This window comes from Vibrio sp. 1288 (genome assembly GCF_033344475.1).
Genome location: NZ_JAWPOX010000032.1, coordinates 18,010 through 38,682 on the forward strand (window position 1 = coordinate 18,010; position 20,673 = coordinate 38,682).

General features: G+C 44.6%; 23 protein-coding genes. 7 read left to right on the forward strand and 16 right to left on the reverse strand.

The window, feature by feature from the left end:
- Positions 1–269: 269 nt before the first annotated feature.
- From rpoH to ftsY, 4 genes are all read right to left on the reverse strand, one after another.
- Positions 270–1,127, reverse strand: a complete 858-nt coding sequence (gene rpoH / locus R8O11_RS19505) for an RNA polymerase sigma factor RpoH (RefSeq protein WP_005378693.1) — start codon at positions 1,125–1,127, stop codon at positions 270–272.
- Positions 1,128–1,303: 176 nt separating this feature from the next.
- Positions 1,304–2,272: a permease-like cell division protein FtsX gene (gene ftsX / locus R8O11_RS19510; protein WP_005378695.1), complete on the reverse strand. Its 969-nt coding sequence runs from the start codon at positions 2,270–2,272 to the stop codon at positions 1,304–1,306.
- Positions 2,262–2,936: a cell division ATP-binding protein FtsE gene (ftsE, locus tag R8O11_RS19515; protein WP_005378697.1), complete on the reverse strand. Its 675-nt coding sequence runs from the start codon at positions 2,934–2,936 to the stop codon at positions 2,262–2,264. Before ftsE ends, ftsX begins: the two co-directional genes overlap by 11 nt.
- Positions 2,937–2,958: 22 nt before the next feature.
- On the reverse strand, positions 2,959–4,197 hold the full coding sequence (ftsY, locus tag R8O11_RS19520; protein ID WP_086047095.1) for a signal recognition particle-docking protein FtsY: 1,239 nt from the start codon (positions 4,195–4,197) through the stop codon (positions 2,959–2,961).
- A gap of 230 nt (positions 4,198–4,427) precedes the next feature.
- Between ftsY and rsmD the strand changes: the two genes are divergently transcribed.
- Both rsmD and R8O11_RS19530 read left to right on the forward strand, forming a co-directional pair.
- Complete coding sequence (gene rsmD / locus R8O11_RS19525; RefSeq protein ID WP_005378702.1) at positions 4,428–5,027, forward strand: 16S rRNA (guanine(966)-N(2))-methyltransferase RsmD; 600 nt, start codon at positions 4,428–4,430, stop codon at positions 5,025–5,027.
- Positions 5,028–5,052: 25 nt separating this feature from the next.
- Positions 5,053–5,319, forward strand: coding sequence for a DUF1145 domain-containing protein (locus tag R8O11_RS19530; RefSeq protein WP_005378704.1), 267 nt, complete (start codon positions 5,053–5,055; stop codon positions 5,317–5,319).
- A gap of 57 nt (positions 5,320–5,376) precedes the next feature.
- On the opposite strand, the gene R8O11_RS19535 is transcribed toward R8O11_RS19530, so the two are convergent.
- The 4 genes from R8O11_RS19535 to R8O11_RS19550 form a co-directional block, all read right to left on the reverse strand.
- Positions 5,377–5,961: a YhgN family NAAT transporter gene (locus R8O11_RS19535; protein WP_258497446.1), complete on the reverse strand. Its 585-nt coding sequence runs from the start codon at positions 5,959–5,961 to the stop codon at positions 5,377–5,379.
- A 106-nt stretch (positions 5,962–6,067) separates the two neighbouring features.
- The gene (locus tag R8O11_RS19540; RefSeq protein WP_005378711.1) at positions 6,068–6,289 is read right to left on the reverse strand and encodes a YecH family metal-binding protein; all 222 of its coding nucleotides are present in this window, start codon (positions 6,287–6,289) and stop codon (positions 6,068–6,070) included.
- Positions 6,290–6,358: 69 nt separating this feature from the next.
- Positions 6,359–6,979 carry a lysoplasmalogenase gene (locus R8O11_RS19545; RefSeq protein ID WP_005389670.1) on the reverse strand — a complete coding sequence of 207 codons (621 nt, stop codon included), beginning with the start codon at positions 6,977–6,979 and terminating at the stop codon, positions 6,359–6,361.
- A gap of 1,081 nt (positions 6,980–8,060) precedes the next feature.
- Positions 8,061–8,429 (reverse strand): hypothetical protein, encoded by a 369-nt coding sequence (locus tag R8O11_RS19550; RefSeq protein ID WP_005378717.1) that lies wholly within the window; start codon positions 8,427–8,429, stop codon positions 8,061–8,063.
- 328 nt (positions 8,430–8,757) lie between these two features.
- Here R8O11_RS19550 and R8O11_RS19555 point away from each other — a divergent pair, with 328 nt between their 5' ends.
- The gene (locus tag R8O11_RS19555) at positions 8,758–9,087 is read left to right on the forward strand and encodes a DUF2500 domain-containing protein (protein WP_005378719.1); all 330 of its coding nucleotides are present in this window, start codon (positions 8,758–8,760) and stop codon (positions 9,085–9,087) included.
- Here R8O11_RS19555 and R8O11_RS19560 read toward each other — a convergent pair.
- The 7 genes from R8O11_RS19560 to rhtB all read right to left on the reverse strand — a co-directional run bounded on the left by R8O11_RS19560 (position 9,084) and on the right by rhtB (position 15,759).
- Positions 9,084–10,097 carry an acyltransferase gene (locus tag R8O11_RS19560; RefSeq protein ID WP_258669000.1) on the reverse strand — a complete coding sequence of 338 codons (1,014 nt, stop codon included), beginning with the start codon at positions 10,095–10,097 and terminating at the stop codon, positions 9,084–9,086. The genes R8O11_RS19555 and R8O11_RS19560 overlap by 4 nt on opposite strands.
- A 283-nt stretch (positions 10,098–10,380) precedes the next feature.
- Positions 10,381–11,598, reverse strand: a complete 1,218-nt coding sequence (gene arsJ / locus R8O11_RS19565; protein ID WP_137282442.1) for an organoarsenical effux MFS transporter ArsJ — start codon at positions 11,596–11,598, stop codon at positions 10,381–10,383.
- Between the two features lie 254 nt (positions 11,599–11,852).
- Complete coding sequence (locus R8O11_RS19570; protein ID WP_005383629.1) at positions 11,853–12,347, reverse strand: cyclin-dependent kinase inhibitor 3 family protein; 495 nt, start codon at positions 12,345–12,347, stop codon at positions 11,853–11,855.
- Positions 12,348–12,359: 12 nt separating this feature from the next.
- Positions 12,360–13,361 carry an ArsJ-associated glyceraldehyde-3-phosphate dehydrogenase gene (locus R8O11_RS19575; RefSeq protein ID WP_005383630.1) on the reverse strand — a complete coding sequence of 334 codons (1,002 nt, stop codon included), beginning with the start codon at positions 13,359–13,361 and terminating at the stop codon, positions 12,360–12,362.
- A gap of 42 nt (positions 13,362–13,403) precedes the next feature.
- Positions 13,404–13,739, reverse strand: coding sequence for a metalloregulator ArsR/SmtB family transcription factor (locus R8O11_RS19580; protein ID WP_005378730.1), 336 nt, complete (start codon positions 13,737–13,739; stop codon positions 13,404–13,406).
- Positions 13,740–13,893: 154 nt separating this feature from the next.
- Positions 13,894–15,117, reverse strand: coding sequence for an EAL and HDOD domain-containing protein (locus R8O11_RS19585; protein ID WP_005378731.1), 1,224 nt, complete (start codon positions 15,115–15,117; stop codon positions 13,894–13,896).
- A 24-nt stretch (positions 15,118–15,141) separates the two neighbouring features.
- Positions 15,142–15,759 carry a homoserine/homoserine lactone efflux protein gene (rhtB, locus tag R8O11_RS19590; protein ID WP_005378732.1) on the reverse strand — a complete coding sequence of 206 codons (618 nt, stop codon included), beginning with the start codon at positions 15,757–15,759 and terminating at the stop codon, positions 15,142–15,144.
- Between the two features lie 65 nt (positions 15,760–15,824).
- On the opposite strand from rhtB, the gene R8O11_RS19595 reads away from it, so the two are divergent.
- Both R8O11_RS19595 and R8O11_RS19600 read left to right on the forward strand, forming a co-directional pair.
- Positions 15,825–16,835 carry an alpha/beta fold hydrolase gene (locus R8O11_RS19595; protein ID WP_005378733.1) on the forward strand — a complete coding sequence of 337 codons (1,011 nt, stop codon included), beginning with the start codon at positions 15,825–15,827 and terminating at the stop codon, positions 16,833–16,835.
- Positions 16,836–17,079: 244 nt separating this feature from the next.
- Positions 17,080–17,904: a Cof-type HAD-IIB family hydrolase gene (locus R8O11_RS19600; RefSeq protein ID WP_017636084.1), complete on the forward strand. Its 825-nt coding sequence runs from the start codon at positions 17,080–17,082 to the stop codon at positions 17,902–17,904.
- A 50-nt stretch (positions 17,905–17,954) separates the two neighbouring features.
- On the opposite strand, the gene R8O11_RS19605 is transcribed toward R8O11_RS19600, so the two are convergent.
- Positions 17,955–18,425, reverse strand: coding sequence for an EVE domain-containing protein (locus R8O11_RS19605; protein ID WP_054575537.1), 471 nt, complete (start codon positions 18,423–18,425; stop codon positions 17,955–17,957).
- A 47-nt stretch (positions 18,426–18,472) separates the two neighbouring features.
- On the opposite strand from R8O11_RS19605, the gene R8O11_RS19610 reads away from it, so the two are divergent.
- Together R8O11_RS19610 and R8O11_RS19615 are read left to right on the forward strand one after the other, a co-directional pair.
- Entirely contained in the window at positions 18,473–20,023 is a 1,551-nt protein-coding gene (locus R8O11_RS19610) for a COG3650 family protein (protein ID WP_054575536.1), read from the forward strand.
- Positions 20,023–20,619, forward strand: a complete 597-nt coding sequence (locus tag R8O11_RS19615) for a tRNA-uridine aminocarboxypropyltransferase (protein ID WP_054575535.1) — start codon at positions 20,023–20,025, stop codon at positions 20,617–20,619. The genes R8O11_RS19610 and R8O11_RS19615 overlap by 1 nt, the downstream gene beginning before the upstream one ends.
- The last annotated feature ends 54 nt before the right edge of the window (positions 20,620–20,673 follow it).

The following is a 20,673-nucleotide window of genomic DNA, read 5'->3' on the forward strand; positions in this document are numbered from 1 at the left end:
GTATTTGGATCTTTTGATCCACAATATGTAGTGATGATCCTGATCTAACTGTGTGTATATCTATAACTATCCCCAGATGGAAAAGTGCTTGAATCCCTTATTTTGTCCGGGTTTCGAACAGTTGATAAATAATTACTTCACAGAGTTATACACAGGTAGCACATAAAATCCGGATCGCAAACGCTATCGATTTTCGATCGACAATAAAAAAGCCGAGATCACATGATCTCGGCTTTCTATGAAAATCTTACTTTCAATTAGCAGTGAAATTAAAATTCACCCACAGCCAATTTTAGTTTCTTCATTGCATTTTTTTCTAGCTGGCGAATACGCTCGGCAGAAACACCGAACTCATCAGCTAAGTCTTGCAATGTTGCTTTCTCATCATCTAACCAACGAGAACGCACGATGCGCTGACTACGCTCATCCAAACTCGCTAATGCATGACCCAAGCGATTGTTGGTATGCATTTCCCAGTTGGCGGCTTCAATGTTGTCGGCCACATCAGACGATTTGTCTTCTAGGTATAGCATCGGCGCTGTGTAAGCGTTTGAGCTGTCGTCTTCATCAGTTGGCATATCAAAGGTTGAATCCACCGCCGCTAAGCGTGATTCCATCTCGCGAACTTCAGAAGGCTCAACACCTAACTCGCGCGCAACGGTTTCTACTTCACCGTTGTTAAACCAACCCAAGCGCTTTTTCGACTTACGCAGGTTGAAGAACAATTTACGTTGCGCTTTAGTGGTCGCAATTTTCACGATACGCCAGTTACGTAGCACGTATTCGTGGATCTCTGCTTTGATCCAGTGGACAGCAAAAGAAACCAAGCGAACCCCTACTTCTGGGTTAAAACGCTTAACGGCTTTCATTAGACCGATGTTACCCTCTTGCACAAGATCTGCCATTGGCAAACCGTAGCCAGAGTAACCACGAGCAACGTGAACAACGAATCGTAGGTGCGAAAGAATTAGACCTTTTGCAGCCTCAATCTCACCTTTATAGTGTAATCGTTCTGCCAGCTCACGCTCTTCGTCTGCAGTCAGCATTGGGTAGCTGTTTACTGAGCGAATATAGCTATCAAGGCTATCTTGCGTGACTAGAGCCATCGGATACGCTTCTTTTGTCATTCAATTCCTCATCAATCTCTGATCTGGAGCATTACATTGCAATTTAGCTTCGATATCTTGAACTCAAAATGAACAAGTTTCAAGAAGGGGAAGCAATTATCCATAAACATTTGGTCTAAGCAAGGGTTCAAAATTAGCTAGTGCTAATAAAATCCAAGTAATAAGACCGCCATCACTTAAACTGGTTCAATTTCTTTTAAATGTCGTTGCGCAGAAAAGCGCGCCGCAATACATCCCAAAAGACTCCCAATGATGATTAGTAACAAAGACTCATCCCAACTTAGACCAATCAGGCGGAACTGGCTATCGTACAACGCAGCAAGATCTTCCACCGCACTGTTCATGACAATGGTCACTAAAGCCGTTACCAACCACGCAATAGTGGCACCTAACACGCCAAACCACATACCTGTGTACAAGTAAGGGCGCAGAATAAAACTGTCCGTCGCACCGATCAGTTTCATGGTTTGAATCTCTTCTTTATTCGCCAACACATTAAATCGCAATGTATTGCCAACGATTAAAAATACCGCACCGAGCATCAGCACTGTCAGGGTAATGACAATAATACTCGCGAGAGTTTTGATGGCATCAAGACGCGCCAGCCAGTCTTCGTCAAGTCTCACGTCGGTCACATCTTGTTGCTCTCGAACGTCTTTGGCTAATGACTGAATATCACTTTTTAGCTCCGAATCTGGCGTAATCACCAACACACCAGGAAGCGCATAGCCACTTAAAAGACTGATAGCTTGGTCGAACCCTGCATATTGGCTTAAATCAGATAGACCTTGTTGCGGTGAAATATATTCTACCTCTTTTACCAAAGGCCAAGTTTCAATTTGATCTTTGAGAACCATCACTCGCGCATCCGGCATGCCTTCAACTAAGTAAGCACTAACTTGTGAAGGAGAAGCGACATCTTCCGCTGCCCCTGCAACGTTTTTCCCCAATAGATACAAACAAGCTGGCATGGCAAGTGCCATGGAGATGACCGCTAGGGTCAGAATGTTGCCTAGTGGTCGTTGCCATAAGGCGCTAAAAGAGGATTTAGCTTGTTTTGCGTGGACAGAGAAAAAACCATCGGTATTCGCACGCTTGGCACTACGGCCTTTCCCCTTCTTTTGGGAGTGCTTGTTACCTGCCATAGTCTTCTACCTCACTTAGGAAGCCTTGATTCAATTCAAAATGACGATACTGTGGGCGAGTGTTTACTAACCCCACATCGTGCGTGGCAAGTAAGATTGTCACGCCCGCACGGTTAAATTCTTCGAATAGACGCAACACACGGTTGGATAATTCTGGGTCAAGGTTACCCGTAGGCTCATCAGCCACCAGCAACGTTGGTCGATTAACCACAGCACGGGCAATACCGACGCGCTGTTGTTCACCACCAGAAAGTTGACTAGGTAGACAACGAGCTTTATCGAGTAAGCCCGTTTTATCTAACGCCGCAGAAACACGGCGTTTGATTTCGTTTTCAGAAATCGATTCGATACGCATTGGCAGAGCGACATTGTCGTACACACTGCGATCCATCAATAGGCGATGATCTTGAAAAACAATCCCAATATTGCGGCGCAAAAAAGGGATGTCTTTGCCTGGAATACGCGTGATGTCGTGGCCATTAAAATGGATTTTGCCATCGGTTGGTCGCTCTATCGCGCAGATCAATTTCAGCAAGGTACTTTTACCAGCCCCGGAATGTCCGCCTAAAAACGCCATTTCACCGCGCCTCAGGTGAAAATCGACTTTTTGCAGTGCTTGTCGACCACCTCGGTAAGCTTTGCTTACTTGCTGAAATTTGATCACCGTTGATTTCCTCTAACTCTTTTTATTCTTCACGACTAAACAGTGCGTCAATAAACTCTTGAGTTTCAAATGGACGCAAGTCTTCGATACCTTCACCCACACCAATGTAACGAATTGGAATACCGAACTGATCAGCAATAGCGAAAATTACGCCGCCCTTGGCTGTACCATCCAGCTTAGTCAAAGTAATCCCGGTTAGAGGGGCAACATCACTGAAAAGTTTCGCTTGGCTAATGGCATTTTGTCCTGTACCTGCATCAAGCGTTAGCATGATCTCATGTGGTGCAGAGTCATCAATTTTCTTCATCACACGTACAATCTTACGCAGCTCTTCCATTAGGTTCGCTTTGTTCTGTAGACGACCTGCTGTATCAGCAATCACCACATCCACACCACGTGCTTTTGCCGCTTCAATCGCATCATAGATAACAGAGGCACTGTCTGCGCCAGTATGTTGAGCAATCACAGGAACATTATTACGTTCACCCCACACTTGTAGCTGCTCAACCGCTGCGGCACGGAAAGTATCGCCCGCTGCAAGCATCACTTTTTTGCCTTGAGTTTGGAACTGCTTCGCTAGCTTACCGATGGTCGTGGTTTTACCCACGCCATTTACACCCACCATCAAGATGACGTAAGGCGTTTTGTTGCTATCGATTTCTAGTGGCTGTTCGACTTTAGAAAGAATTTCAGCCATTTCTTCTTTCAACAAACCATAAAGGGCTTCGCCGTCTTTCAGATCGCCACGTGTGGCTTTTTCTGTCAGGTTGTTGATAATTTTTGTTGTGGTATTCATGCCCACATCAGCAATAAGCAGTTGCTCTTCTAGCTCTTCAAATAAGTCTTCATCGATTTTCTTACCACTGAACAGACCGAAGAAGCCAGCACCAATATTTGCTTTTGTTCGGCTTAGGCTGCGTTTAAGACGAGCAAAAAAGCTTTCTGTTGGCTTTTCTTGTTCTTGAACACGAGGCGCGGCCGATACGACTTCTGGCTCCTCTGCCTCTGCTTCTGCTTCTGCTTCTGCTTCTGCTTCTGCTTCTGCTTCTGCTTCTGCTGGGGCAGCCTCTGATTGTTTCGCTTCTTCTTCAAGTTCTGGCGTTGCTTCCGCTTGCTCAGCAACCGCTTCGGTTTGCTGCTCTTCAGAAGGCGCTTCCACTGCTTCTTCTTTTACTGTTTCTTCAGTTTTTGGTTTTGGGCTTTGTTCTTCGTCACCAAAACCTAGCCACGAAAGTAATCCGCGCTTCTTTTTTTCCGTCATCTGGGGCTATCCTAGATTGTTCTTTTATCTATTAATGACTCTTTTTTGACAAGATTATTATCTGTCTAAAAAAGGCTAATGACAAAGTTCTGAAAACTTTCCGATTAGGTAATTCTAATCTTATTAGTGTTACACTCTGTCATCTTGAATATTCTGGGCTGTATCCAAGCTCCAAGCTTATTGCTTGGGCGATTAGATATAGTATCACTTTATTAGCGGTCAAAAAATCTATGGTAAGACGTCGCCAGCAAAACTCATCACAAAAAAAGCCAACAACGGGCTTTGTTCGCATTATTAGTGGCTTATGGAGAGGCAGAAAACTTCCTGTACACGATGCTGAAGGCTTACGCCCCACGACAGATCGCGTCAAAGAAACGCTGTTTAACTGGTTAGCTCAAGATGTACCACAGGCAAAATGTCTCGACTTGTTTGCTGGCTCTGGCGGCTTGGGATTTGAGTCAGCTTCGCGCCAAGCAGAGCAAGTGACCATGGTTGAGCTAAACCCACAAGCTTTCCAACAGTTACAAAAGAATGTTGCCTCTCTTAACGCGAACAACATCCAAGTGGTAAATACCGACGCACTGAGTTTTTTGAAGCAACCGGGTTCTGCTCACCATGTGGTGTTTATTGACCCACCGTTTCGCAAAGGTCTATTGGATGAGACCGTGGCTCTGCTAGAACAAAATGGCTGGCTCGCGGAAGATGCGATGATTTATATTGAAACAGAAAAAGAACTCAATATTGCCGACTTACCAGAAAACTGGCAATTACATCGAGAAAAAACAGCAGGCCAAGTGAGCTATCGTCTTTACGAACGTACCTCCGCATAACGCCTCGATTTAAAAGGATACTTAAATGAAAGCACTAATTATGCTGGCCAAAGCGGCTATCGCCTTTGTTTGGTTAGTATTAATCCTAAATATTTTTATGCCCTTTCCCGGCAATGCCGCGATTGCGCTTTACATCATGACCGCTTTTTTGTTCATCATGCACGGTTTACAAATGGCCATCTTCATTGGTGCATTTGGCGACAAAATAAAAATGAGCAGTTGGGAAAAATATTCAATCCTGATTTTTGGTATTTTTGCCCTACTCGATATTCGTCGTAAACACATGATGTAATCGCTAAGATACGAAAAAGCCGCTCTTGTGAGCGGCTTTTTTTCTGCGTTTCGTTCGTCACCCAATGTAACTTTTTACACCATCCAAGAACATTTGAGTGGAGATCATCACCAGTAACAAGCCCATTAAGCGTTCTACCGCCTTCAAGCCACGTTCACCCAACAAGCGATTAAAGAAGCCATAAAACATCAGTATTAAAAATGTTGCGCCCCACGCAATTACGACTGATGCTGACATTTCCAACATTTTCTCTGGATGTTGCGAAGACAGTAAAAGCAAGGCTGCAATCACTGAAGGGCCCGCGATCATAGGAATGGCCATCGGAACAATAAAGGGCTCCTCGCCTGCTGCCAGTCCAGTGATGCTGCCAGCACTCGGGAAAATCATCTTAATCGCAATAATGAAGAGAATAATGCCACCTGAAATGCTGAGCGTTTCTGGCTGGACATGCAAAAAACTTAAGATGCTTTGTCCTGCAAACAGAAACAACATCAAAATCAGTAAGGCAAACAGTAGTTCACGAATCAATACCTTACGACGACGCTTGGGATCGATATGTTTGAGAATAGACAACACAATCGGCAAGTTACCGAGAGGGTCCATGATTAGAAACAGCATGGTCGCTGCAGAAAGAATGTCCATATTCTGGCCTCACCTCAAAAATGGCGGCCAGTGTATAGCAAACTGACAACATGAGTATATGACTGAGGGCGAAAACACCATAGTCACCCTCGATCTTAGCCGCCGTTTAGTGATTGCAAACTCGCGCCATATTGACCACAAACTTACCTTCAAGCTCACGAATTTTGTCGCGCTTGAGCAAAAATGCTAGTAATGCATCTAAGTCTAGATCATTCAGTTTACAGGTGTGAAAGCGAACGCTAGCACCAAAGTGCTGTGTGAGGGCTTCGCGATCCATTGGTGTTTCTCTAAGTAGGTTTAGCAGCTCGTGAGCATGGATTTCACTCATTATTGACTCCAGTTATTAAGAACAATGCGTTCAGTTTACTGAAATCCTCAAGAGCTGCTTTGACTTAAATTAGTAAATGATTGAGGCAACAATGAGGGCATGAGCAAAAAAGTAACTGCCACTCACCCACAAATAGGCGTGTTTCATCGGTTTTCGATAACCGTGTATCGCGTATGCCAGCGCCGAATAGATGAGAACTAAGGTTCCGCTAAAGCCGATAGCATTGGCGTAACTCGGCACTTGTAACCAAACTTCACCGGCTGCCCAAGCAAGTTGAACCAGCATCATCCCCATGATCACAACAGGGAATACTAGAGAGTCGAGTTGAGGTAGCAACAAAAAGAACGCCACGATACTCGCTGCAAGCAACAGGGCCAACAGCCACCAGACAATCTCACCATTAAGCTGCACCCAAAATGACTTGCTGTAGCATACCTGGGCAACCAGATAAGCCGTAAAATAGATTAGCTTACGAGTTTTAAACGAGTGCAGCGTATCTGCCACCATAGACACAATAAGCCCACCCGCAATCCAGTAGGTATATGTTGCGGATGCACCTTGAGTTAACACCAACACAAGAAGAAGTAGCAGAGTAAAGATTTTAAACACGAGGGATTGTGTCGGGTTAGCTTGCTTTGCTCCCAACACGGAATACACACCTGATAGCCCTATCGCCAGCCAACTCCACATGCAGTATACACCTTTTACTTAAACTCGCCGCTAGTCTAGGTAGACCAGTTTTGATGTAAAGACACAATCTACGAAAGTTGGATCTCGCTAGCGATTCGAAACATTTTGTAACCCTCAGCCTACGTAATAATAAAGCCGATGAGCCTGAATGATGCCACTAAACATTGGGGCCAAGCTTTGCTCATCAGCCGAACCCATCAAATCACACGACACAATAACCAACGCTTTCTAAAACTATTTAACTGAAAAACAGATAAGTGCTCCAGGTAAGCCGCCATTTCACAAACTGACGATTAAACCACCAGGATGTATGTAATGCAGGCAACAAGAATAAATAACAGACACAAAATAGAAAATAGTCTTAGTAGCGCTCTAAGAGAGGAGAAACCACTGATGACTAGGGGTAAAAACTAAGAAAACCGACCTTAATTCAGTAAAAAAAACATCAGACAATAAAAGTAAGTCAATGATAAATAAAACCATAATTTCAATAACAGATAAAAGTGCGGACTTCATAAACCATAAAATCACTAAACACTTTTGAAGCCCATATTTTCTCATAAGGTAAGAAAATCTCACTCCATGCTTTCGATTTGACGATGCAACCTCATAGCACATTTTTTAATTTTCTCAATTTTTGAGAAATACAGACAAAATAAACACCCAACATACCATTCGAAACAAAAAACAATTACAAAGCCAACACCACAAACCATTTAACATTATAAAATCATATACTTAAAACAAAAAAGGATAGAAATAAAACAATGTGAACACTTTAAATACAGCACAAAAAACATAGTTTCATTAGTCAGAATCACGTAAAACCAGACAAGTTAAGTGTGGTTTTTGAAAAGATTAACGAGCATATGTTGATCAAACCCCAAAAACAGTGCTATATTAAATTCATCGAGTTCATCAAAGATTAAGGGGTAGTGTTATGATTTCATCTTCTCAAAAACAAGGGCTGGTTATGATTGCAGTGGTTGTGGGTTTAATGACACTGCCAATGATGTACTAACCCAATGATTTAAAATAAAAAAGGACGTAAATGCGTCCTTTTTTATTTATCTGTATAGCTCTACTGAATATGCTTAGACAAAATATCCCAGTGCATATAGTAGAAACCAAGAGCGGCCAGCGTAATCAACGTCATTAGCAAAATTGCTGTACGCCAAATAAAGCGAGAGCTTCTTGGTGTCAGCTCTTTTTCACAAGCATCACATGCCGCCATAAAGCCTTTACGATCATCCAGCTTGTAATCGTCTTCGTGCACCACTTTGTTACGCACGGTTGCGATGAATCGAAGCTTTGCTATTACGTCATGCGGTAAACGTTCTTCACAACTATTAATAAGTTGGTGCAACCCTTTCCCTTCTGCATGGTACTGAGTACGCAAAAGTTTTTCGATCGTTCGGGTACGCATGACTACTTTTTCAATATCTGACATCGTAACCCTCCTTACCAGACCCTTCCTATGTTCATTATTTTTATTCTTCTATAAATTTAGAGCTTTTTCGAGCCGTTAAGTGCAATTTTACTTTCAATTTGTGCCCTTGAGCTCATATAGCCAGACAAGTGAAAGCTGCTTAGTTCAGCTTTAGTGACGTAGCTTACAGATGAAGCAACAATTTCATCGCGTCCCCATTGAGATAAACCGTGAAGTGCGCCGAATAAAATTCATGTCCCTTTCCTTAGATTATGAATAAGTTACCTCAACTCATCGTTTCGTCAGCGAGTTCTGTAGAATGGGACCCGATAAAACATTGGAGGTTAATATGCCAATCTCACTTATTTTCGCCCTATTCGCCCTTATTGCCTTGGGCGCGTGGGTGTTTTTCCGTTTTTATAGTAAGCACTATGTGGGCGAAGACGCTCCAGAGCAAAGCGCGCAGGTAACGGTTTTAGATAAACAAGCGATAGACATACCAAACGCACCACCAGGTCAAGACGATCAAGAGTATTGGATTTACGTTCAACGTGGTTCTATCGGTCCAAAGCGTGAATTCCAAATTGGAGTGCATTACTACCATGCACTCAACCCTGGAGATAAGGGAACACTGACCTATCGCGGCAACAAGTTCCTTCACTTCGCTATCAAACGTTAAGGCAGTAACCAACGAGTCTTGGCAGAACGAGAAAAGAGATAGCTCATCGCCAAGGCTCCAGATCCACTTAGAACGATCCAGACTGGAATCACCCAAGCAGGATGTCCTGTGTACCAACCGAACTCTTTCATCGGCCATAAGAAAATAGGGTGAAGTAAGTAAATCCCCAAGCTGTGCTGACTGATCACACTGACCGCTTTTTGTACTTTTGGTGATAAGCCTTCACCAAAGTAACGCCCGATCATAAAAATCATCGAAGCCGCTAGAATCACATTCAGTGTTTTATAAGAGAGCCAGCGCCCAACCGTATACTTCTCCGCCTCTAAGCTATTTGTCACAACCATCGTAAAGGTCACTGCCAACGCCACGAGTCCTAGCCCAACAAATAAGGTCACCATAGAGCGATTCAAAGGTACCTTTTGAAATAAAGCATACCCCAGTGGAAGGTAACCCATATAAAGCCACATCTGATTACTCCAAGGGCCATCAATCTTGAACAAGAACAGAGTGCTGGTGAAAAGCCAAAATGCGAGATAGGTATACAAGACGTTGTCATCCACGTTGCGTACCATCCATTGAAACAGCGGAATCACAAAATACAGTGGTATAAAGTAATAGAAAAAGCCGAGATGGTAATACGTTGCGTGGAATGGGCTATTGCTTAATACCTCTTTTACGGTTTCAAAATCAAAGCCTTGAGAAGTCCAGCCTGAAAGGTATGCATAAAACATCGACCAAATAAGAAATGGAACTAAAACTTTGCCCAAACGCCTTTTGATATAATACTTACCGTCAAATGGTCGAGTGTCACTGAGCATTAGCGCTCCGGTGATCAAAATAAAAACTGGCACTGCCCAGCGGGTTACGCTATTCACGCCTACCGCTGTCAGCCATTGGTCAAATGGAATCACTCCTAACTCATTTCGATACGGTGCCAAGACGTGAATGGCGATCACTGCTACCGCTGCGAAGCAGCGCAATAAATCAAAAAACAGAACCCTTTCTCTCATACCTTTCCCTACTTTGAGTCGCTTATCGTTTATAGCATAGGGTAAATCTCAACCAGTGAAATAGTTAACAATCTGTTTTTGCTTATTTTTAACTCAACAATGACCTACAACGGGGATTTCATCACCACTCTAATCACTTAACGAGAACCAAAAACCAAGCATCAGTATTCACTCTCGATGCCAAACCGAAACAATCTGATTACAGCAAACGGCGCATAAGAAACAAAAATGGCTCCGATTTGGAGCCATTTATACCATCTACAGATAGCGATACTGGGGGTAGTTACGCAGTAGCAACATTAGCTTTTGGCAACTTAATTGAAATCAGCGTCGTCAGTGCCAAGAAAGCAAAAGAAACCCATAAGCACGCTGCAAGACCAGCCTCTTGGTAGATCCAACCCGATAATACCGTGCCAATCAAACGTCCCATCGCATTGGCCATGTAGTAAAAACCGACATCCAACGAGACGCCATCGCCTTTAGCGTAGCTCACTATCAAGTACGAGTGCAGCGAAGAGTTAATGGCAAACACAGCGCCAAAAATCATCAAACCTACCACAATCACCAATTCAGGCTGCCAACCGATTTGCACACCATAAGCAATACCAGCCGTAATTAACGCAAGAATTCCTGCCCATACTAATGCTGCACTACCATCAGGCACGCGACCTTGCGCTTTTCCAGTAATACGCGGCGCAAAGCCTTGCACAAACCCATAAGCAATGACCCACGTAGCGAGAAAGCTACCAACCCACAAGTGATCCCAGCCAAACACGCTACCAAGATAAATAGGCAAAGCAACGACAAACCACACATCACGCGCCCCAAACAAGAACATGCGTGCTGCGGATAAAATGTTTATCGATTCAGACTTGGAGAATATTTGGCGAAACTTAGGTTTGCTCTTTGCTTTACCCATGTCCGCTTCTAGCCAGATCATGCTGCAAACAAACACTAATGTAAGTACACCCGCCATAATAAACATCGAGTTTTGAAAACCCACCCAAGACAGCAGCAAGCCACCAACAAAAAAGCCCGCTCCTTTGAGTGCATTCTTCGAGCCAGTCAAAATCGCTACCCATTTGTAGAGCGCACCTTGCTGTTCGTCTGGTACTAGCGTTTTAATCGCGCTCTTAGCACTCATTTTGTTCAGATCTTTGGCAATCCCCGACAGAGCTTGCGCTGCCATCACCCAAGGAATGGTCAGCCATGCATTTGGTACTGCGAGCATCAGCAACGCAAACACTTGCATCGCTAAACCAATGTTCATGGTTTTATTTAGGCCTAACCTTGCGCCCAACCAACCACCAACCAGGTTTGTCACCACACCAAAAAATTCATAGAAAAGAAACAGTGAGGCAATAGCTAACGTGGAATAACCTAAGTCATGAAAATAGAGCACCACCAGCATACGCAGTGCGCCATCGGTCACCGTAAAGTTCCAATAGTTAAACGTCACTAACATGTACTGACGAATACTTTTGCTTAATTGAGAAATCATATTGACCTCATATGTACAGCGATAGAAGCATTTAGATCATCATGTTCTAAATACTTCCTAACCTGTACAGCAACATTGACCAATACAATGTTGCTGTGATTTTCAAAAAATGCCCCAACATCAATAAAAAGCAAAATACAACTTAAAAACAATGCATTAGTTAATATTAATGGCTTTTTTTGTAAACAGTCGTATCCTGAAGAAGCTCGAATTTAGCTTTTGGATCATAATGAACCAAAAGCTATTTAAGCTGATCAAGCGTCTTGAGCCACGCGTTCGATGTACTCAACTTGCACAGGTTTTGTAAATGCACCAGGGCGCAATGCCTGCACTTCTCGCACGATATCTTCTAACTGCCATTCCTTTTCTAGGAGTAGGTGAGCAGCGAACAAACCTGTGCGCCCCGAACCACCCATGCAATGCATCGCAACTTTGCCACCTTGAGCAAGAATCGCGTGCAGTTCCGGACTGGCTTGTTGCCACTTCGTCGCAAACTCTTCATTTGGTGCGCAGTCGTCTTCAATCTCGATCTGGAACCATTTCATTCCCAGTTGCTGAGTGGCTTCACCCAATGCAGAGACATTCTTCGCAGCTAATTCACTATCATCTAATGCAGTAACGACCGCTTGAACACCCTGCTCTTTCAACTGTTCTAACGACGCATGCAAATCGACACCTTTCGTTCCTGGGCACGGTGTTAAGATTAAAGCACCGGAGTCCAAATCTAATTGCCATGTAGGATGAGACATTGTGACCCCCTTTTAAGCCAAACCAACGTTACGAACCAGCTCTGCTGTGCGCGTTGCATAACCCATTTCGTTATCGTACCAAGCGTAAATCTTAACCATACGAGAACCCACAACCATGGTTGATTGCGCATCAACGATGGTTGAACGTTGGTCGCCTTTATAATCGATAGAAACTAAAGGACGCTCTTCGAAGCCAAGGATGCCTTTCAAATCACCTTCAGATGCTTCTTTTAACAGTGCATTCACTTCTTCTGCCGTGGTATCACGCTTCACATCAAAAATGATGTCTGTTAACGATGCGTTTGCTAGAGGTACGCGAACCGCATGACCATTAATTTTGTCTTTTAATTCTGGGAAAATTTCGACAATCGCCTTCGCGCTACCCGTAGTGGTTGGGATAAGGCTCATGCCGCATGCTCTTGCACGGCGTAGATCTTTGTGTGGCGCATCCAAAATAGTTTGCGTATTCGTCAGGTCGTGAATGGTCGTAAAAGAAGATTGTTCGATACCCAATTTCTCATGAATGACTTTAACCACAGGTGCGATACAGTTAGTCGTACACGAAGCCGCTGTCACGATACGATGTTTTTCAGGGTCGAAAATATGGTCGTTCACGCCCACCACAATGTTCGCGATACCTTCTTCTTTCACAGGTGCGCTTACCACGACACGTTTCACGCCTTGCTCTAGGTATTTATTCAGGAATGATGTTTTGCGATGTACGCCTGTCGCTTCAATCACAACATCACAATCAGACCAGTTCACCGCATCGATATCGCGTTGTTGAGTCGTGGCGACACGCTTGCCGTTGATGACGAGCTCACTGCCTTCGACCTGAACTCCATGATGCCAACGACCTTGCACTGAATCGAATTCTAATAAGTGACCAAGCGTAGCGGCGTCACCTGCGACATCGTTGATTAACACAAACTCCAATTCTGGCCAATCAAATGCCGCTCGCAGCGCTAAGCGACCAATTCGGCCAAAGCCATTAATTCCTACTTTAATTGTCATAGTTTTACCCTCTAATCTTCTACCTTGAATCTCTATTCGCTGTTAACAGCAAGCCTCACGACTTTTATCGTGTAAGCGTGTGATGTCGTCTTGGTATTCCTGCTTCAAACAGTTTGATGCCACTAAGTCTTCAATTAACTTTCGCATCCAACCTGGTAATTGCTGTGATAACTCGTAATACACCCATTGCCCTTGGCGTTTATCCACCAAGATGCCACTGGATCGTAACTGAGCAAGATGACGAGAAACTTTCGGCTGACTCTCTTGTAGAGCAAACGCCAAATCGCCAACGCAAGTTTCACCTTCACGGGCCACGAGCATTAAACAACGTACGCGTGTTTCATCGGATAACAGCTTAAAAAACTGATGTGGAAGCATAATGAACATACCTATATATGGATATGCGTATATGTTTATTTAATTAAGATATATCGTCAAGAGGAAACCGTCCATCGTCATAAAAGTTTCACATCTAACGAACAGCTTGATTGTAAAGAGAGAGATTCAAAGAGATAAAAGATAAGACAAGAAATTATGCAGTCGCGATGCTTTGACTCCAGCGAGCCGCTTCACCTAAGGAGAGCTTCACTTCCTCTAAAGGCAACCCCAATTGCATCGTGATTTTTTCAACCCCTGACCAATCGGCACGCTCGTAGCACTCTTCGAGGGAAATAAGTGCACCATAAACCCCTTTGCGATGTAATAGCGCTTGTTGTACTGAATGACTAAGCGGTAACTGCCTAACTAAAGATTCCACCGAAAGATCCAGCAGCGCATCTAGAATCGACAGCAAACCAACCATGAAACCTTGCTCGTTGAGGTGAGAGAATGGCTGATAGCGCGACATCAATTGGCAAAATTGAGCTCGTTGCAATGAAAGGTGATACAGCTCTCGAGGCTTGTTACTGGAGATATACGATGCCACAACCAAAGAGACAAACTGCTTAAGGTTATCCTGGCCAAGATAAATCAATGCCTGACGAAAAGAGCTGATTTCGACAGCCAAATTCGGCGCTTGCGTATTTACAAAACGCAATAATTTATATGACAACGCGACATCTTGCGTAATGATGGACTCGATACGAGTAAAGTCAGGCTCAGGAGCACAAACTTCACGAAACAGTTGCAATGCCAACACTTGCTCAGGACTGACGTATTTAGTCTGCGAGACGAGTGGCTTGCTAAAAAAATAACCTTGGAAAAATTTAAAGCCAGCCGCTTTCGCTTGCTCAAACTCTTCTGCGGTTTCAACACGTTCTGCTAAAAAGTGGTATTTGACGCGTTTGGCAAGGTGTGTTTTGACCAGTTCACAGGCCTTTTCGAGCCCCATCGCCATAATGTCGAGCTTCACAATATGCACATATGGCAAAAAACGACGCCATTCTGGTGTTAGGGTGAAGTCATCCAAAGCGATCAAGTAACCTTCTCGATAAAACTCACGAATCGCATCAAGAAGCTCATCCGTAGGTTGGCACGTTTCCAACACTTCGATGACAATTTTGTTTTTCGGCAAACTGCGCGGCAAACGTCGCACCAAGCTTTGATGAGGAAAGTTAATAAAGCATCTTGAAGAGGCAATCACTGGGTTAGTACCCAGTGATAGGAAGTTTTCGACGATCAGTCGGTATGTCGCTCGATTTGAATCAATATGTGAAGGGTATGCGTTACTCTCCCCGTCTCGAAACAACAATTCATAACCCAGCGTCTGTCTTTTTCGGTTAAAGATCGGCTGGCGAGCGACATACGTTGTATTCATGCTAAAGAAGGACCTATAAATGGCTTATGACTTTGCAGCTGCTAATAATGCACCACAACCCATGAACATTGAACCGAATACTTTGTTTATTTTTCCCATGATTTTATCGGAGCGAATAAAGCGTCCCATTTGTGCTGCCAAGCTCGTGTAACCCAACATTACACACGCATCAATCACGACCGTAGTGACGCCAAGCACCAACAGTTGCGTGATTTGGTCTTTTGCCGGGTCAATAAACTGCGGGAACAACGCCACCAGAAAAACAATCGATTTAGGGTTGGTGAGGTTAATTAACACTGCCTTGTACAACAGCGCCGTGCCTGACATCTCGTTGTGGTTTTCAGCTGCGACTAAGCTTGATGTATCGCGCCATTTCTGAATCCCCAACCAAACCAGATAAGCGGCACCAACCCATTTAATGACAGAAAATGCGGTTGCTGACTGCGCGACAAGCGCACCAATACCCGCCCCCACCAGCGCGATGTGGATAACTAAACCAATTTGTAAGCCAATAATGGCACCCAGTGATTTACGGGTACCGTAACTCAAACCATTACTGATTGAGTTCACCGTGCCAGAGCCCGGAGCCAAACTAAAAACGATTGCTGTTACTACATAAGCTAACCAGACATGGGTATCCATTGCATTTCCTCACTAATTCTTCGATGATACATCGCGTAAACAACGTATCTTCAGGTAATCAACTAATGGCGACTAACCATTCACCTTTGACTTATACTCAAGAGACATTATTTGAGCAAGCAATTGGTGGTCCGATCGCAGCACTTTGGCAAACTCGCCAAGAGGGCTTTGTTAAAGGGACTGAGAAAAAGAACATTTACTGGTGCAAGCTAACCAACCCAGAGCATAAAAAAGCCGTGCTCATCGTAAATGGACGCATTGAGTCTTCCTGGAAATACCAAGAGCTGTTTTACGATCTCTACCGCCAAGGTTTCGATGTCTATTCCTTTGACCACCGCGGACAAGGTTTATCAGATCGTTTATTATCTGACTCAGATATGGGTCACGTCTATGACTTTACTGATTATATTGATGATATGGACATCGTCGTAAAAAAACACGACCTTAGCGAATATCAACAATGCTTCATCATCGCGCACTCTATGGGCGGCGCGATCGCCACACGTTACCTGCAAACTCACCCAGAACACCCTTTTACTGGTTTGATTCTAAGTGCGCCCATGTTTGGCATTAACCTGCCATGGTACCTCTCACCAATAGCGATTCCGGTCACACAAATTATGTCAGCGGTATCGACTTTGCCACGCTATGCACCAGGACATCAGGCCTACTTCCCTAAGCCCTTTGAAGATAACCCACTTAGCCAAAGTTACGGCCGCTACCAATGGTTCCGAAACCTATATACGGAAAAACCGGAACTGCAAGTCGGTGGGCCAAGCACTCGCTGGGTTTGGCAAGGGCTCATGGCCGCTAAGCAGTGCTTTTTATTAACTCGCCAAGTCAAAATACCAGTAATCCTAATCCAAGCCGGAAACGATCGGATTGTTAGCAACCTCGCGCAAAAGCGTTTTATTGATAAATTGCGGAAAACCAACCCGCACGCGGAGCTGCTTTCTATCGAAGGCGCACAGCATGAAATCTTGTTCGAGACCGACAAGTATCGTAATCAAGCGCTCGATGCGATTTTCCGCTTTATGAATGACCCTAAATCGCCATCAAACGAACAAGCACAATAAGAACTCTAGGCGACCATTTCACGACTAAGATTAAAGAGGAAATGTCTACACATCGATTTACCCTCTTTTTCATCCTCATTTTGGCGTACACTGCTTGAACTTGGCTACTTTGACACAGTGTTTAACCGCATAGTGCTACGGGCCCAAGTTCCCCCGCATTCGGAGCAGTACGATCTAGTCAGTCTGCTGTACTCCGTTTGCAATTCACCTGTTCCACACTATCCAAACCGTTTACGAGGACTTCATGAGCACATCGCTACCTTGCAAAGAGATCACCAAAATCGTTGCCTCTGATCTGGATGGCACGTTACTCGCACCTAACCATCAGCTCAGTGCTTACTCAAAAGAGACGCTAAAAGCGCTGCATGAAAAGGGTTATACCTTTGTCTTTGCAACCGGCCGTCACCACGTAGACGTTGCGAGCATCCGTCGCCAAGTTGGCATTCCAGCTTATATGATCACGTCGAATGGTGCCCGAGTGCATGACCAGGAAGATCAGCTAATGTACAGCGAGAATGTCCCTGCGGAACTGGTACAAGGCGTGATCGACACGATCAAACATGATCAAGAAATACTTATTCACATGTATCAAAATGATAGCTGGTTGATGAACAAGGATGATGAAACGTTACGTGACTTCCACGATGAATTCACTTACGTCTTATTTGATGAAGACCACGCCCCAACTGACGGTATTGCGAAAGTTTTCTTTACTCATCCAGGAGAAGACCACGAACGTTTGGTCGTATTTGAAAACAAACTACGTGAGCAGTTTGGTGATAAGCTGAACATCGCATTTTCAACGCCTTGGTGTTTGGAAGTAATGAGCGCTGGCGTGTCTAAAGGTCATGCTCTTGAAGCGGTAGCGAAAAAACTCGACCTCACGTTAGAAAACTGCGTAGCATTTGGTGATGGCATGAATGACGTAGAAATGCTGTCGATGGCAGGTAAAGGGCTAGTTATGGGTACATCACACGAAAAAGTGATGAAAGCTCTACCAAATAATGAAGTAATTGGCAGCAATGCAGAAGATGCGGTTGCACACTACCTACAAGAACACTTGCTGTAAGCTTCAATACTCCAAATAATGAAGGGCTGCACATTCGCAGCCCTTTTCTTTTATCGCTGACTTGGCAGCTTCTCTTTGCCAAGAATCGCGTCCCATTCTTCTTCTGTCACGGGCATAATCGACAAGCGATTTCCACGTTTCACCAACGGCATGTTCTCAAGTTCTGGCATCGCTTTCATCACCGACAACGGAATCACTCGCGCCGTTTTACGTACAAACTCTACATCCACCATAATCCAACGCGGGTTGTCTGGGTCTGACTTTGGATCGTAATAATCGCTTTCGGGATCGAATTGGAAATGATCGGGATAGGCTTCTCTCACAACTTTAGCAATACCTGCCACGCCAACATGTTTACAAGAAGAGTGGTAAATCAGGACTAAATCGTCCACCTTCACTTGGTCACGCATCATATTGCGCGCCTGATAATTACGAACTCCCTCCCAACATGAAACCTTTTGGGTTCGAAGCGTGTCAATAGAAAAGGTATCTGGTTCAGTTTTAAATAACCAATATGCCATAATGCCATCCGATGCCGATTGAGTAACAATAATGAGGAAGATATAACATGAAGGCTTTGAAAAACCCAGTGGCGCTTGCCACCCTGCTGGTTCTGCAAGCATGTAGTTCACAGCCGCCACAATCTGGTGCTGCTGACCCAACCTCTCCACCAGCAACCTTAGATAAGCCTGAAACCATTCAACCTCAAACTTTTATGCTACGCGGAAAAGTGATCGTCGGTCACGAGAGCCAATACATCATGCCTTGTGGCAGCGACAAGCAATATTGGTTGCAATTATCACCACAGCAAATGCAACGAGCAATTCAGTTAAATAACGAGCCTTACCAGACTATGTATGGCGAGGTTATCGGCCACCTCAACCCACCGGGCATCGATGGGTTTTCTGCTGATTTCGATGCTAACTTTGTCGTGGAACAAGTGAACTTCCTCACAACGGAAAACCCAAACCGTTGTCAGCAACCAAACAAACCAACTCGCGTGTTTGGTAATGAGCCTTCTTGGTCGGCAAGCTTTGAGGCTAATGGACTAACATTCCAGCAAATCGGCAAACAAACCACAAAATTAGCGATTAAAAGCAGTCAGCTTCAACCTCGCCAGCGCACTTATCAACTACAAGATGGTGAGCTTCGCTTAACAGAAAACCTCTGCTCAGACACAATGAGCGATTCTTTGTATGGCTGGAAAGCAACACTAAAACATGATGGCGAGACGTATCAAGGTTGTGGTATGGCTGCAAACGTCGATGCAACGCTTGGCTGGGCTAATACCTATGTCGCGACCTCAACCCAATCACAAGGCTTTGAAGTACAAATGACCTTAAACCCAGACCACAGCGCCACAACAAAATACCGTTACGCCAATGGACAAGCACCATTAATCGAGCGTGGTTACTGGCAACAGTTAAGTCCGTCTCAGGTTCAAGTTGTTATGACGCATCATCAACAGCAAAGGCTAATGTCAGAGCGACTGTTTACTCGAGAAGGCAATCAGCTCAAAGCGACCAAAGAAAAAGTCGGTAACTTGGTCTACCCAATCGCCGATGGTGGTTTAGTCCTTTATCCTGCCACCGTTCGTGATGAAGGCATCATGCAACCAGCCGAAAAACGCACCAACAACCCCATCGGTAGTGCTGACGTACCTTCTAGTGCAGAGTTTGATTCAAAAGTAGATGCCGCGGTGCGCAACTACTTCTTTATCCATCAAACCAACCCCAACAATAACCAATACCGTTGGCTAACTTACGACCTCAACAGCGATGGTAACGAAGAGCTATTGGTACAGTTGGATTGGTGTGGTTCCGGTGGCTGTACATTGCTAATATTTGAACATCACGAAAAGGAATGGCGCTTTAATAGCCGCATTACACTAGTGCAAAGCCCGATTATGCTCGGCCAACAAACCTCTCATGGTTGGCGAGATCTGATTTTTAATGTCAGCGGTGGCGGAGCTAAAGCGGCTCAACATGTTATGCAATACACTGGGGTTAGCTACCCACTCAACCCAAGCATGGCGCCAACGGCAACGCCAAACCAAGTCAGTGGTGTGCGTCTGTTCTCTGATGGGATAAGCCCGGTGCGAGAAGGAGTTCGTCTTTAATGTCTCAACCGTGTCCAACCTGCGGTTTTCAATTCAATTGTATGTGCTCGCTGATGCCGAAACTTACCAGTGAGCACAACATCCTGCTGTTAATGCATCCGAATGAACTGAAGCGTGATACTAATACCGGCCAGCTACTAGAGCAGTGCCAACTCAACATTGAGCGAGTAATCTGGGATCGCAAACAGCCACCAGCAGAATTACTCTCTCTATTAGCTGATCCGTCGCGGTATCCGGTGTTGCTCTTCCCCTGTGAAGAAAGTATCACACTCGAAGATGTGGTACTCCAAAGCCAGCAACAAACCAAAACTCCGCTGTTTATTATTTTGGATGCCACCTGGCAAGAGGCGCGCAAGATGATCAATAAGAGCCGTTGGTTAGAAGGTATCCCTACTATGGGATTGTCCGCGTCGGCGGACTCACAATATCAGCTGCGACGCAACCAACAACAAGGTAATTTGTGTACGTTTGAAGTCGCTGCACATTTGCTCGGGCAACTTGGAGAACAAAACAACCAACAACAAATGCAGCGCTTTTTTGCCCATTACCTCGCTCTGTTCCAAGCTGAAAAGAGTGGACACGCTCTTAAGCGTTAAACATTAAGCTCAGTAGAAGGACCAAACACAAAACGCAGCCTACGCTGCGTTTTT

Coding starts and splice junctions, on each gene's coding strand:
- rpoH (WP_005378693.1), bottom strand. CDS start 1,127: ATGACAAAAGAAGCGTATCCGATGGCTCTAGTCACGCAAGATAGCCTT.
- ftsX (WP_005378695.1), bottom strand. CDS start 2,272: ATGGCAGGTAACAAGCACTCCCAAAAGAAGGGGAAAGGCCGTAGTGCC.
- ftsY (WP_086047095.1), bottom strand. CDS start 4,197: ATGACGGAAAAAAAGAAGCGCGGATTACTTTCGTGGCTAGGTTTTGGT.
- rsmD (WP_005378702.1), top strand. CDS start 4,428: ATGGTAAGACGTCGCCAGCAAAACTCATCACAAAAAAAGCCAACAACG.
- R8O11_RS19530 (WP_005378704.1), top strand. CDS start 5,053: ATGAAAGCACTAATTATGCTGGCCAAAGCGGCTATCGCCTTTGTTTGG.
- R8O11_RS19535 (WP_258497446.1), bottom strand. CDS start 5,961: ATGGACATTCTTTCTGCAGCGACCATGCTGTTTCTAATCATGGACCCT.
- R8O11_RS19540 (WP_005378711.1), bottom strand. CDS start 6,289: ATGAGTGAAATCCATGCTCACGAGCTGCTAAACCTACTTAGAGAAACA.
- R8O11_RS19545 (WP_005389670.1), bottom strand. CDS start 6,979: ATGTGGAGTTGGCTGGCGATAGGGCTATCAGGTGTGTATTCCGTGTTG.
- R8O11_RS19550 (WP_005378717.1), bottom strand. CDS start 8,429: ATGTCAGATATTGAAAAAGTAGTCATGCGTACCCGAACGATCGAAAAA.
- R8O11_RS19555 (WP_005378719.1), top strand. CDS start 8,758: ATGCCAATCTCACTTATTTTCGCCCTATTCGCCCTTATTGCCTTGGGC.
- R8O11_RS19560 (WP_258669000.1), bottom strand. CDS start 10,097: ATGAGAGAAAGGGTTCTGTTTTTTGATTTATTGCGCTGCTTCGCAGCG.
- arsJ (WP_137282442.1), bottom strand. CDS start 11,598: ATGATTTCTCAATTAAGCAAAAGTATTCGTCAGTACATGTTAGTGACG.
- R8O11_RS19570 (WP_005383629.1), bottom strand. CDS start 12,347: ATGTCTCATCCTACATGGCAATTAGATTTGGACTCCGGTGCTTTAATC.
- R8O11_RS19575 (WP_005383630.1), bottom strand. CDS start 13,361: ATGACAATTAAAGTAGGAATTAATGGCTTTGGCCGAATTGGTCGCTTA.
- R8O11_RS19580 (WP_005378730.1), bottom strand. CDS start 13,739: ATGCTTCCACATCAGTTTTTTAAGCTGTTATCCGATGAAACACGCGTA.
- R8O11_RS19585 (WP_005378731.1), bottom strand. CDS start 15,117: ATGAATACAACGTATGTCGCTCGCCAGCCGATCTTTAACCGAAAAAGA.
- rhtB (WP_005378732.1), bottom strand. CDS start 15,759: ATGGATACCCATGTCTGGTTAGCTTATGTAGTAACAGCAATCGTTTTT.
- R8O11_RS19595 (WP_005378733.1), top strand. CDS start 15,825: ATGGCGACTAACCATTCACCTTTGACTTATACTCAAGAGACATTATTT.
- R8O11_RS19600 (WP_017636084.1), top strand. CDS start 17,080: ATGAGCACATCGCTACCTTGCAAAGAGATCACCAAAATCGTTGCCTCT.
- R8O11_RS19605 (WP_054575537.1), bottom strand. CDS start 18,425: ATGGCATATTGGTTATTTAAAACTGAACCAGATACCTTTTCTATTGAC.
- R8O11_RS19610 (WP_054575536.1), top strand. CDS start 18,473: ATGAAGGCTTTGAAAAACCCAGTGGCGCTTGCCACCCTGCTGGTTCTG.
- R8O11_RS19615 (WP_054575535.1), top strand. CDS start 20,023: ATGTCTCAACCGTGTCCAACCTGCGGTTTTCAATTCAATTGTATGTGC.